Source organism: Citrobacter sp. CK189 (assembly GCF_030333505.1).
GTDB classification, from domain to species: domain Bacteria; phylum Pseudomonadota; class Gammaproteobacteria; order Enterobacterales; family Enterobacteriaceae; genus Citrobacter_B; species Citrobacter_B koseri.
The window spans coordinates 184,213-197,054 of sequence record NZ_JAOWFV010000036.1 but is presented as its reverse complement, the minus strand read 5'-3'; the positions used below and the strand labels follow the sequence as shown (position 1 = coordinate 197,054).

The following is a 12,842-nucleotide window of genomic DNA, read 5'->3' as shown; positions in this document are numbered from 1 at the left end:
GCGACGCTGAAGCGTCTTATCCGGCCTACGGTTCGACATTCACCCCTTAATCTTCGGGTCCAGCGCGTCGCGCAGCCCGTCGCCCAGCAGGTTAAACGCCAGCACCGTCAGGAAAATCGCCACCGCCGGAAAAATCGCCACATGCGGCGCGATGACCATATCCGCCCGCGCTTCATTGAGCATCGCCCCCCACTCCGGCGTTGGCGGCTGCGCGCCTAACCCCAGAAACGACAGGCTTGCCGCAGAAATAATCGACGTCCCGATGCGCATAGTGAAAAAGACCACGATCGACGAGACCGTGCCGGGCAAAATATGGTTGAACAAAATCGTCGCGTCGCTGGCGCCAATACTGCGCGCCGACTCAATAAACGTCTGCTGTTTCAGCACTAATGTGTTTCCGCGCACCAGACGGGCAAACGCGGGGATAGAAAAAATGGCAACGGCGATAATCACATTCGCAATACCGCTACCGAGCACCGCCACGACCGCAATCGCTAACAGAATGCCCGGAAACGCGAACAGCACATCGCAAATACGCATAATCAGCCGGTCCCACCAGCCTTCGTAATAGCCCGCGACCAGCCCAAGCACCGTGCCAAGCGCCGCGCCGATAAAGACGGCGAAAACACCTGCCGCCAGCGAAATTTGCGCCCCGACCAGGACGCGGCTGAAAATATCCCGCCCCAGCGAGTCCACGCCAAACCAGTGAGCCGCCGAAGGACCGTCATTCAGGCGATCGTAATCAAAGTAATTTTCCGCATCGAAAGGCGTTAGCCAGCGGGCGAATATCGCCACCAGGATCAGCAACAGCACAAATATCCCTGCGATCATCGCCACATGCTGACGGCGAAAACGCCGCCAGAATTCATGCCACGGCGTACGCACCCGGTCGGGTTTGACCAGCGGCATGGCATCTAAAACCGCCTGACGGCGCCAGTTAAATAATCGCATCCTTACTTGTACCTGATAGCCGGGTTAATGGCGGCATAAAGCACATCCACCACTAAATTGATAAGAATAAACTCCAGAGAAAACAGCAGCACTTCAGCCTGAATCACCGGGTAGTCGCGCATTTCCACTGAATCAACCAGCAACCGCCCCAGTCCGGGCCAGTTGAAGACCTTCTCGACGACAATCGAACCGCCGAGCAGAAAGCCAAACTGCAACCCCATCATGGTCACAACCGGGATCATGGCGTTACGCAGACCGTGTTTCAGCACCACCCAGGTTTCGCTGACCCCTTTCGCGCGCGCGGTGCGCATATAGTCTTCACTGAGGACATCCACAAACGACGCTCGGGTAAAGCGCGCCATCACGGCCGCAACGGCGGCGCCAAGCGTGATGGAGGGAAGAATATAGTGCTGCCAGCTATCTGCGCCCACGGTCGGCAACCACCCCAGCTCAACGGAGAATATCTGCATCAGCAGCATCCCCAGTGCGAACGCCGGGAACGAAATCCCGGTTACCGCCAGCGTCATGCTGAGTCTGTCCGGCCAGCGATTACGCCAGACGGCGGCGATAATTCCGGCGGTCATCCCGAACAGTACCGCCCATACCATACTGGTGATGGTCAACCACAGCGTCGGCATAAAGCGGCTGGCAATCTCTGCCGATACCGGACGCCGAGACACCATCGACGTGCCGAAATCACCCTGCAACACGTTAGTCATGTAATGCCAGAACTGGACATGCAACGGCCGATCGAGACCAAGCTGCTGTCGCACCAGTTCAATCACCTGCGCGTCAGCCTCCGGCCCGGCAATCAGCCGCGCCGGATCGCCAGGCAACAGATGAACAAATAAAAACACCAGCACCGCCACAATAAACAGAGTCGGAATCAACCCCAGCAGGCGCTTAAGCACATAATTAAGCATCAGGCTCCCTTTACAAACCTTTTGCCGGATGGCGATGTAAATCCCTTATCCGACCTGCAACGAACTGCGTCTGCAAGCCGGATAAAACCATCGGGCGCGCGTTGCTTACTGCAAATCCGCGTCATCAAAACTGAAGCCAGTGTCCGGCATGATCCAGAAACCCGTCAAATTTTTACTGTGGGCTGAGACCAGTTTCTCCACCACCAGCGGAATCCAGGGGGACTCTTTCCAGAGGGTGTCCTGCGCCTCTTTATACAGGCGCGCTTTCTCCTGCGGATCGTTGGTTTTCAGCGCTGCCGCTAAGTCGTCATCAACCTGCTTGTTGCTGTAGAACGCAGTATTGAACAGCGTTGGCGGCCAGTTTTGCGAGGCAAACAGCGGTGACAACGCCCAGTCCGCTTCCCCCGTGGAAGCCGACCAGCCGGTGTAGAACATTCTCACACCGCTCTCTTTCTGCCCCTTGCCTTCCACTTCTGCCGCACGCTGCCCGGCGTCCATCGCCGTTACCTGCGCCTTAATACCGACCTGCGCCAGCTGCTGTTGCGTAAATTGCAGCACTTTCTGCGCGGTGCTGTGGTTATGAGACGACCACAGCGTGGTGCTAAACCCATTCGGATAGCCCGCCTCTTTCAGCAGTTCGCGCGCTTTCGCCGGATCGTAAGGCCACAGCGCGTAGCTCTGCGCATACGCAATGGCTGGCGGCACTACGCCCGTGGCAGGCGTCGCATAACCGGCAAAGGCCACTTTGACCAGCGCCTGACGGTTGATGGCGTAGTTCAGTGCTTCCCGCACCTTCGGATTATCGAACGGTTTTTGCGTCACGTTCATGCTGATGTAACGCTGCATGATCGACGGGCTGGCAACCAACTGTAGGTTTTTGTTTTTCTCCAGAATTGTCGCCTGCTCGTAAGGGATCGGGAACGCAAATTGCGCTTCCCCGGTTTGCAGCATTGCCGCGCGGGTGTTGTTGTCCGTTACCGGGCGCCAGGTGATCGTATCCAGTTTAGGTAAGCCTTTCTGCCAGTAATCCGCAAATTTCTTCACTTTCACGAAATCAGTCTGGTTCCAGGTATCCAGCTGATACGGCCCGGTGCCGACCGGATGGAAGCCAATGTCCTTACCGTATTTTTCCAGCGCGGCCGGAGAGATCATCGCCGTCGCCGGGTGCGCCAGAATATTGATAAACGCCGAGAACGGTTGTTTCAGCGTAATTTTTACCGTCGTCGGATCGACCGCTTCGGTTTTATCGATGTTTTTATACAGGTTGTAGCGTTTGAGATGGTTTTCTGGATCGCTCGCGCGATCGAGGTTGGCCTTCACCGCCGCCGCGTTAAAGTCGGTACCGTCCTGGAATTTTACCCCCTGGCGCAGCTTCAGGGTGTAGATCAGGCCATCGTCGGAAACGGTGTAGCTTTCAGCCAGCACATTTTTTAACTTCATGTCTTTATCAAGACCAAACAGCCCCTGATAAAACGACTTCGCCACCGCCTGCGATAAGGTGTCGTTCGCATCGTACGGATCGAGCGTGGTGAAATTAGAGCCAACCGCTACCACCACATCTTTAGCAGCAAACGCCGGAGATGCCGCCAGTGCAGAAGCGACGCCCAGCGCAACCAGCCAATTACGGGTTACAAATGTTGTCATATTATTCTCCTGAACCCTGCCTGTTTTATGAGATGTTATAAACGCGATAACGCATTTTCTGCCTGCGGGCGCGCGACATAATGCCCCGGCCCGACTAACTGCAATGGAGCGGGCGCGATCTCCTCCCCACGTTTACGAATGTTGCTGGGGATATCGTCCGACAGCAGCACGCGCTGCGGCCTGTGCCGGGAAGGATCGGCCACCGGTACTGCCGCCATTAATTTACGGGTATAGGGATGCTGCGGATTTTCAAACACCGCCCGGCGGGGGCCGATTTCCACAATCTGCCCCAGATACATCACCGCCACGCGATGACTGATGCGCTCCACCACCGCCATATCGTGTGAAATAAACAGATACGCAATGCCCATTTCCCGCTGCAAATCGAGCAACAGATTAATGATCTGCCCGCGAATCGAGACATCCAGCGCGGAGACTGACTCATCGGCGATAATCACTTTTGGATTCAGCGCCAGCGCGCGGGCGATGCAGATACGCTGACGCTGGCCGCCAGAAAACTCATGCGGATAGCGCCACGCATGTTCCGGGCGCAATCCTACGCGCTCAAGCAACCACGCCACCCGCGACGCGGCCGCCTCGCCTTCCAGCAAACCATGCACCCGCAATGGTTCCATTATGGAGTAACCCACCGTCTGGCGCGGGTCGAGCGAAGCGTAAGGGTCCTGAAAAATAAACTGAATATCTCGCCGTAGCGGCTGTAACTTACCGGCAGGAAGCGTGTCGATCCGCCGCCCGCTGAAGGTAATTTCGCCAGCCTGCGACTCCACCAGCCGCAGCAGCGCCCACCCGGTGGTCGATTTACCGCAGCCGGACTCCCCCACCAGCGAGAGCGTTTCGCCAGGCCAGAGATCAAAGCTGACGTTTTCCACCGCATGCACTTCACGGGTCACGCGGTTAAGAATGCCGCTACGCAGCGGAAAACGCGTCACCAGATTGCGCACTTGCAGGATCGGATCGCCTGCCACCACCGTGTCCTGCTCAGTTTGCGGTTCCACACGATCGGGATCGTTCAGTGAAATCAGCGGAAAGCGGCGCGGCAGATCGTGTCCGCTCATCTCGCCTAACTGCGGCACGGCGGCCAGCAGCGCTTTGGTATAAGGGTGCTGCGGCGCGTGGAAAATTTGCTCAACGCTGCCGGTTTCCACCGCTTCGCCCTGATACATCACCAGGACGCGATCGGCAATATCGGCCACCACGCCCATGTCATGGGTGATAAAAATCACCCCCATCGACATATCCTGTTGCAGCACTTTGATCAGTTGCAGGATCTGCGCCTGAATCGTGACGTCCAGCGCGGTGGTCGGTTCATCGGCAATCAGCACCGCCGGGCGGCACGACAACGCCATCGCGATCATCACCCGCTGGCGCATCCCGCCGGAAAGCTGATGCGGGTAACGCGATAAGATGGCCTGCGACTCAGGAATACGCACCTGGTCAAGCATCCGTTTCGCTTCCGCCATTGCCTCTTCGCGACTCGCCCCCTGATGCAGACGAATGGACTCGGCAATCTGCTCACCCACGGTAAATACCGGGTTAAGCGAGGTCATCGGCTCCTGAAAGATCATGGCGATATCCGCGCCGCGCACGCGCTGCATCTGCGCATCGCTTTGCTCTCCCAGTTCAATGACCTGGCGATTACGCCGCCGAAGCAGCATCTGATCGCAGTGAACGTCGCCGCCCGCCTGCTCGATCAGGCGCATCAACGATAACGCCGTAACGGATTTCCCCGATCCCGATTCACCGACAATCGCCAGCGTTTCGCCTCGCTGAAGCCGAAACGACACATTGCGCACCGCGCTGACGCGTTGCTGCTCCTGCTCGAACGCAATGTTCAAATTTTTGACCGCCAGTACGTCGCTGGCGTCTAATTCGTGACTGTGTGGCACCTGTTGCTCCTCACTCCCGGTAGATCCCCGTCGTTGGCGTATCTCCGGCATATCCCCAGGCGCGATACATGCCTTCGCTGTTAAAAGGTAGGGCGACGTTGCCTTCGTGATCGACGGCAATCAGCCCACCGCTGCCGCCCAGCGCAGGCAATTTCTCCATGACCACACGCTCGCAGGCTTCCGCCAGGCTGAGTCCGCCGTAGTCCATCAGCGCGGCGATATCGTAGGCCGCCAATGCGCGGATAAACACCTCGCCCGTTCCGGTACAGGAAACCGCCGCGCTGGCGTTGTTGGCGTAACACCCAGCCCCGACCAGCGGGCTGTCGCCTACGCGACCAGGCAGTTTATTCGTCATGCCGCCCGTCGACGTGGCCGCCGCCAGATTACCAAACCGATCCCGCGCCACCGCGCCCACGGTGCCCATTTTGGTGGTTTCATCCAACGGCGCGCCGCTATGGTCGAGCACCGTCTCTCCGGCGTCACGCGCCGCCAGCAGTTGCGCATAGCGCTCAGGCGTGGAGAAAAGATCGGCAGAAACACGCTCCATCCCCCGGGAAGCCGCAAACGCTTCCGCCCCGTCCCCCACCATCAGCACATGCGGGCTTTGCTCCATCACCAGCCTGGCGGCCAGCACCGGGTTGCGTAAATGGCGAACGCCAGCGACAGCGCCTGCGTTAAGCGTATTGCCGTCCATGACGCAGGCATCCAGTTCGTGGGTGGCGTCGCGCGTGTAAACCGCGCCGATCCCGGCATTGAATAATGGGCACTCTTCCAGCAAACGCACCGCTTCCGTCACCACATCCAGCGCGCTTTCGCCCGCCTCCAGCATTTTCTGTCCTGTTTCGACGATGTCCGACAGCGCCTGAATATAGCGCTGTTCCTGCTCCTGGCTCATCTGTGCGCGCGTAATTGCGCCTGCGCCGCCGTGAATAGCAATGACTGCTTTGCCCATTATTTGTCGTCCGTTAGCGGTGGCACACAACTTTCCCTATAAATATCAGAATTGTTGTGAGTTATTGATTCGATTTTTGAATATAGAAAGATGCAGGCGGCATGTAAAGGTAAAGGGCCAGCCCCTAAGTCTGAGGTGGCATACAGCCTGCCCGCATTTTCTGACATAATAGACGGATTCGATTTTGCCTCGCAGGAGTGTTTTCATGGAATTTACCGCCGGACTGATGCCGCTTGAAACGGCGCTCACCCAGATGTTGTCGCGCATTACGCCACTCACGGCATTCGAAACCCTGCCGCTGGTTCACTGTTTTGGCCGCATCCTGGCAAACGATGTGGTCTCCCCGCTGGACGTTCCGGGATTCGATAACGCCGCAATGGACGGTTACGCGGTGCGTTTGGCGGATCTGACCGCTGGTCAACCGCTGCCGGTGGCGGGGAAAGCCTTTGCCGGGCAACCGTTCCAGGGGGAATGGCCTGCTGGCGCCTGTATCCGCATTATGACCGGCGCGCCGGTGCCTGCGGGGTGTGAGGCGGTGGTCATGCAGGAACAGACGGAGCAAACCGACGAGGGCATCCGTTTTACCGCTGACGTTCGTAACGGACAAAACATCCGCCGCCGTGGGGAAGACATCACCCATGACGCCGTGGTTTTCCCGGCGGGGACTCGCCTGACCACCGCAGAACTGCCAGTACTGGCTTCGCTGGGCATCGCCGAAGCGCAGGTCGTGCGCAAAGTGCGCGTGGCGCTGTTCTCCACCGGCGATGAGCTGCAATTGCCGGGTCAGCCGCTGGGCGACGGGCAAATTTATGACACCAACCGCTTAACCGTACACTTGATGCTTGAACAGTTAGGCTGCGAGGTGATCAATCTCGGGATCATTCGCGATAACCCGCAGCAGCTACGCGCCGCCTTTATCGAAGCCGACAGCCAGGCCGATGTGGTTATCAGCTCTGGCGGCGTTTCAGTGGGCGAGGCGGATTACACCAAAACGATCCTCGAAGAGCTGGGAGAAATCGCGTTCTGGAAACTGGCGATTAAACCGGGCAAACCGTTCGCCTTCGGTAAGCTGAACAACAGTTGGTTCTGCGGTCTGCCGGGCAACCCGGTCTCTGCGGCGCTGACGTTCTATCAGCTCGTGCAGCCGTTGCTGGCGAAACTTAGCGGCAATATCGCCAGCGGTCTGCCAGCGCGTCAGCGCGTGCGTACCGCTTCACGGCTGAAGAAAACGCCGGGCCGTCTTGATTTTCAGCGCGGCATTCTGCAACGCACGGCTGACGGCGAACTGGAAGTCACCACCACGGGACACCAGGGTTCGCATATTTTCAGCTCCTTTAGCATGGGTAACTGTTTTATTGTGCTGGAACGCGATCGCGGTAACGTTGACGCGGGCGAATGGGTGGAAGTCGAGCCGTTTAACGCGCTGTTTGGAGGCCTGTAATGGCGGAACTCAGCGACCAGGAGATGATGCGCTACAACCGGCAAATCATTCTGCGAGGGTTCGATTTTGAAGGACAGGAAGCGCTAAAGGATGCGCGGGTGCTGGTCGTTGGCCTGGGTGGGCTCGGGTGTGCGGCAACGCAGTACCTCGCGGGCGCGGGCGTTGGGCAGCTCACGCTGCTCGATTTTGACACCGTTTCAGTGTCGAACCTGCAACGCCAGACGCTGCACAGCGATGCCACCGTCGGGCAGCCGAAGGTGGATTCGGCGCGCGAGGCGCTGGCGCGCATCAACCCTTATATCACCCTTACACCGATCAACGCCCTGCTGGACGAACCGGCGCTGAATGCGCTTATCGCCGGGCACGATCTGGTGCTGGACTGTACTGACAATGTTGCCATCCGTAATCAGCTTAATGCCGGATGTTTCGCCGCCAAAGTGCCGCTGGTTTCCGGCGCCGCCATCCGTATGGAAGGACAGATCACCGTCTTTACCTGGCAGGAAGGCGAACCCTGCTACCGCTGTCTGAGCCGTCTGTTTGGCGAGAACGCCCTCACCTGCGTGGAAGCGGGCGTTATGGCGCCGCTGATAGGGGTGATCGGTTCATTGCAGGCGATGGAAGCCATCAAATTGCTGGCGCATTACGGTCAACCCGCATCCGGCAAAATTGTGATGTACGACGCGATGACCTGTCAGTTCCGCGAAATGAAATTAATGCGCAACCCAGGTTGCGAGGTGTGCGGAGCACAGGTGCCGGATGGCGGCTGACGATGGTTTGTAGGCCCGGCAAGCGCAGCGCCCCGGGCATGTTGCCGGATGGCGTCTACGCGTCGCTCAAAGCGACGTTCGTCCGAACGCGCCTTGCCAGTCTTGCTCAAACTTCGCTACTGCGGCATCGACAGCCGGGTAACTGATAAGCTGCTGCGCGACATCCAGCGGCAGGGTGATGGATTCACACCCGGCCAACAGGCAGTCCAGCGCCTGACGCGGCGTTTTAAAACTGGCCGCCAGCACTTTGGCGTGCGGGGCGTGCATTTTCAGTAGCTGCTGCAAATCATTAACCGTCTGAATACCGTTCCCGCCCTGTGCGTCCACACGGTTAACGTAAGGCGCAACGTAGTCGGCACCCGCCAGCGCGGATAACAACCCCTGCGCCGCGCCGTAAACCGCCGTCCCCAGCGTCGGAATACCTTCCGCTTTCAACAACTTAATCGCTGCCAGTCCTTCGGCTGTAACCGGCACTTTTACCACGATATCAGGAATAATCGCCCGCAGCTTACGCGCATCGCTGACCATTCCTTGCGCCGTGCTCGCCATCACCTGAGCGAATAAACGCCCCTGTCCGCCCATCGCGTCGTGCAATTCCGGGAGTAACACCTCCAACGGTTTTTTACCTGCCGCCACGATACTGGGATTCGTCGTCACCCCTGCCAGCGGGAATATACGCGCCAGCGATTTCACGGCCTCAACGTCAGACGTATCCAGATAGAGTTCCATAACCATTCCTCAAACTGTGAGATTTTGCATAGTTTAAGACTATCACGACAAAACCTCTCTGAGAGTTGACCTGCGTCAACATAACTTTCATTCGAAAGTTATTTAATCTTTATACGAAAGAAAGAGAGGCCGTTTATGATTTTCAATATTCAGCGCTATTCTACCCATGATGGCCCCGGCATTCGCACCGTTGTCTTCCTGAAAGGCTGCTCGCTGGGCTGCCGCTGGTGCCAGAACCCGGAAAGCCGCGCACGCGCCAGAGATCTCTTATACGATGCGCGCCTGTGCCTTGACGGGTGCACGCTGTGCGCGCAAGCCGCGCCAGAGGTGATCGAACGCGCGCTGAACGGCCTGCTTATTCATCGCGAAAAACTGACCGATGCGCATATGGATGCCCTCACCCACTGCTGCCCTACTCAGGCGTTAACCGTCTGCGGCGAAACAAAGCGCGTGGAAGAGATCATGGACACCGTACTGCGCGACAAGCCGTTTTACGATCGCAGCGGCGGCGGTATAACGCTCTCCGGCGGCGAGCCCTTTATGCAGCCGGAACTGGCCGCCGCGTTGTTCAAAGCCAGCCATGATGCGGGTATCCATACAGCGGTCGAAACCTGTCTGCACGTACCGTGGAAATATATCGAACCGTCCCTGCCGAATGTCGATCTGTTCCTCGCCGATTTAAAACACGTTGCCGAGGCGCCGTTTAAGCAGTGGACCGATGGCAGCGCTTCTCGCGTACTGGAAAACCTGAAAAAGCTCGCTGCCGCCGGTAAAAAAATGATCATCCGCGTGCCGCTCATTCAGGGTTTTAACGCCGATGAAGAGGCGATCAAAGCCATTACCGATTTTGCCGCCGACGAACTGCACGTCGGTGAGATCCATTTTCTGCCCTATCACACGCTGGGCATCAATAAATACCACTTACTCAGTCAGCCCTACTATGCCCCGGACAAACCACTTGATGCGCCCGCGTTGCTTGATTTTGCGCAGCAGTACGCCAGCAGCAAAGGTTTAACCGCGACTTTACGAGGATAATCCCATGACCACACTGAAACTGGATACGCTCAGCGACCGCATCAAAGCGCATAAAACCGCGCTGGTGCACATTGTGAAGCCGCCCGTATGTACGGAGCGCGCGCAGCACTACACCGAGATGTATCAGCAACATCTGGATAAGCCGATTCCGGTTCGTCGCGCGCTGGCGCTGGCGCACCATCTGGCGGAACGCACTATCTGGATCAAACATGACGAACTGATTATCGGCAACCAGGCAAGCGAAGTGCGCGCCGCGCCGATCTTCCCGGAATACACCGTCTCGTGGATTGAAAAAGAGATCGACGATCTGGCCGATCGCCCTGGCGCCGGTTTTGCGGTCAGCGAAGAGAACAAACGCGTTTTACACGCCGTGTGCCCGTGGTGGCGTGGTCAGACGGTACAGGACCGCTGCTACGGCATGTTTACCGATGAGCAAAAAGGCCTGCTGGAAACCGGCATCATTAAAGCCGAGGGCAACATGACCTCCGGCGACGCGCATCTGGCGGTAAACTTCCCGCTGCTGCTGGAAAAAGGTCTTGATGGTCTGCGTGACAAGGTGGCGGAACGCCGTTCGCGCATTAACCTGACCGTACTGGAAGACCTGCACGGCGAGCAGTTCCTGAAAGCGATTGATATCGTGCTGGAGGCGGTCAGCCTGCACATCAAACGTTTTGCCGACCTGGCGCGTCAGATGGCGGCGACAGAAAGCCGTGAAAGCCGCCGTGACGAACTGCTGGCGATGGCGGAGAACTGCGATCTCATCGCCCATCAGCCGCCGCAGACGTTCTGGCAGGCGCTGCAACTGTGCTATTTCATCCAGCTGATTTTGCAAATCGAGTCTAACGGTCACTCCGTCTCGTTTGGACGTATGGACCAGTATCTCTGGCCGTATTACCGTCGTGATGTGGAGCAAAACCAGACGCTGGATCGCGAACACGCGATTGAACTGCTGCACAGCTGCTGGCTGAAGCTGCTGGAAGTGAACAAGATCCGCTCCGGCTCTCACTCCAAAGCCTCAGCGGGCAGCCCGCTGTATCAGAACGTCACCATTGGCGGTCAGAGTCTGGTCAACGGTCAGCCGGTGGATGCGGTCAATCCGCTCTCTTACGCCATTCTGGAGTCCTGCGGCCGCCTGCGTTCCACCCAGCCGAACCTCAGCGTGCGCTATCACGCCGGAATGAGCAACGACTTCCTCGATGCCTGCGTGCAGGTTATTCGCTGCGGCTTTGGGATGCCCGCGTTCAACAACGACGAAATCGTTATCCCGGAATTTATTAAACTCGGTATCGACCCACAAGACGCTTACGACTACGCGGCCATCGGCTGTATCGAAACCGCCGTGGGTGGCAAATGGGGCTACCGCTGCACCGGCATGAGCTTCATTAACTTTGCCCGCGTGATGCTGGCAGCGCTGGAAGGCGGTCGCGACGCCACCAGCGGTAAAGTCTTCCTGCCGCAGGAAAAGGCGCTCTCCGCCGGTAACTTCACCAGCTTCGATGAAGTGATGGACGCCTGGGATACGCAGATTCGCTACTACACGCGCAAATCGATCGAAATCGAGTACGTGGTTGACACCATGCTGGAAGAGAACGTCCATGACATTCTCTGCTCGGCGCTGGTGGATGATTGCATCGAACGCGCGAAGAGCATCAAGCAAGGCGGCGCGAAATATGACTGGGTTTCCGGTTTGCAGGTCGGTATCGCTAACCTCGGCAACAGCCTGGCGGCGGTGAAAAAACTGGTCTTTGAACAGGGGGCTATCGGCCAACAGCAGCTTGCCGCCGCACTGGCCGATGACTTTGAAGGCCTCACTCATGAACAGTTACGCCAGCGACTGATCAACGGCGCGCCAAAATACGGTAACGACGATGACACCGTCGATACCCTGCTGGCCCGCGCTTATCAGACCTATATCGACGAGCTGAAGCAGTATCACAACCCGCGTTACGGTCGCGGCCCGACGGGCGGCAACTATTACGCCGGAACCTCGTCCATCTCTGCAAACGTACCGTTTGGCGCGGCAACGATGGCGACGCCGGATGGCCGTAAAGCGCATACCCCGCTGGCGGAAGGGGCAAGCCCGGCTTCCGGTACTGACCATCTCGGTCCAACGGCGGTTATTGGCTCCGTCGGCAAACTGCCTACCGGCTCAATTCTCGGCGGCGTGTTGCTCAACCAGAAGCTGAACCCGGCGACGCTGGAGAACGAATCCGACAAGCAGAAGCTGATGGTACTGCTGCGCACTTTCTTCGAAGTGCATAAAGGCTGGCATATTCAGTACAACATCGTGTCGCGCGAAACGCTGCTGGACGCGAAAAAGCACCCGGATCAGTATCGCGATCTGGTGGTCAGGGTGGCCGGTTATTCCGCCTTCTTTACCGCGCTGTCGCCGGATGCGCAGGACGATATCATCGCCCGTACTGAGCATATGTTGTAAAAATACGCCCGGTGGCGCTTCGCTTTACCCGGCCTACATATTCCCCCGTAGGCCGG

The 12,842-nt window shown here is 57.9% G+C and carries 10 protein-coding genes; 4 read left to right on the top strand and 6 right to left on the bottom strand.

Annotated features, from left to right (window positions below; translation table 11 throughout):
- Positions 1 to 39 precede the first annotated feature (39 nt).
- The 5 genes from gsiD to iaaA all read right to left on the bottom strand — a co-directional run bounded on the left by gsiD (position 40) and on the right by iaaA (position 6,377).
- On the bottom strand, positions 40 to 951 hold the full coding sequence (gene gsiD, locus OGV83_RS07340) for a glutathione ABC transporter permease GsiD (RefSeq protein ID WP_012133126.1): 912 nt from the start codon (positions 949 to 951) through the stop codon (positions 40 to 42).
- A 2-nt stretch (positions 952 to 953) separates the two neighbouring features.
- A complete protein-coding gene (gsiC, locus tag OGV83_RS07335; protein ID WP_049010826.1) occupies positions 954 to 1,874 on the bottom strand; it encodes a glutathione ABC transporter permease GsiC in 921 nt (306 codons plus the stop codon).
- A 105-nt stretch (positions 1,875 to 1,979) separates the two neighbouring features.
- Positions 1,980 to 3,518, bottom strand: coding sequence for a glutathione ABC transporter substrate-binding protein GsiB (gene gsiB / locus OGV83_RS07330; protein ID WP_286463346.1), 1,539 nt, complete (start codon positions 3,516 to 3,518; stop codon positions 1,980 to 1,982).
- A 35-nt stretch (positions 3,519 to 3,553) separates the two neighbouring features.
- Positions 3,554 to 5,425: a glutathione ABC transporter ATP-binding protein GsiA gene (gsiA, locus tag OGV83_RS07325; RefSeq protein ID WP_286463345.1), complete on the bottom strand. Its 1,872-nt coding sequence runs from the start codon at positions 5,423 to 5,425 to the stop codon at positions 3,554 to 3,556.
- Positions 5,426 to 5,435: 10 nt separating this feature from the next.
- A complete protein-coding gene (gene iaaA, locus OGV83_RS07320) occupies positions 5,436 to 6,377 on the bottom strand; it encodes a beta-aspartyl-peptidase (protein WP_012133130.1) in 942 nt (313 codons plus the stop codon).
- A gap of 205 nt (positions 6,378 to 6,582) precedes the next feature.
- Here iaaA and moeA point away from each other — a divergent pair, with 205 nt between their 5' ends.
- Both moeA and moeB read left to right on the top strand, forming a co-directional pair.
- Positions 6,583 to 7,818: a molybdopterin molybdotransferase MoeA gene (gene moeA, locus OGV83_RS07315; RefSeq protein WP_248622888.1), complete on the top strand. Its 1,236-nt coding sequence runs from the start codon at positions 6,583 to 6,585 to the stop codon at positions 7,816 to 7,818.
- A complete protein-coding gene (gene moeB / locus OGV83_RS07310) occupies positions 7,818 to 8,585 on the top strand; it encodes a molybdopterin-synthase adenylyltransferase MoeB (RefSeq protein ID WP_012133132.1) in 768 nt (255 codons plus the stop codon). The genes moeA and moeB overlap by 1 nt, the downstream gene beginning before the upstream one ends.
- Positions 8,586 to 8,651: 66 nt before the next feature.
- On the opposite strand, the gene fsa is transcribed toward moeB, so the two are convergent.
- Positions 8,652 to 9,314, bottom strand: a complete 663-nt coding sequence (gene fsa / locus OGV83_RS07305) for a fructose-6-phosphate aldolase (RefSeq protein WP_047457926.1) — start codon at positions 9,312 to 9,314, stop codon at positions 8,652 to 8,654.
- A gap of 135 nt (positions 9,315 to 9,449) precedes the next feature.
- On the opposite strand from fsa, the gene OGV83_RS07300 reads away from it, so the two are divergent.
- Both OGV83_RS07300 and OGV83_RS07295 read left to right on the top strand, forming a co-directional pair.
- The gene (locus OGV83_RS07300; RefSeq protein ID WP_012133135.1) at positions 9,450 to 10,349 is read left to right on the top strand and encodes a glycyl-radical enzyme activating protein; all 900 of its coding nucleotides are present in this window, start codon (positions 9,450 to 9,452) and stop codon (positions 10,347 to 10,349) included.
- Positions 10,350 to 10,353: 4 nt separating this feature from the next.
- Positions 10,354 to 12,786 (top strand): glycyl radical protein, encoded by a 2,433-nt coding sequence (locus OGV83_RS07295; protein WP_049010111.1) that lies wholly within the window; start codon positions 10,354 to 10,356, stop codon positions 12,784 to 12,786.
- Positions 12,787 to 12,842 lie beyond the last annotated feature (56 nt).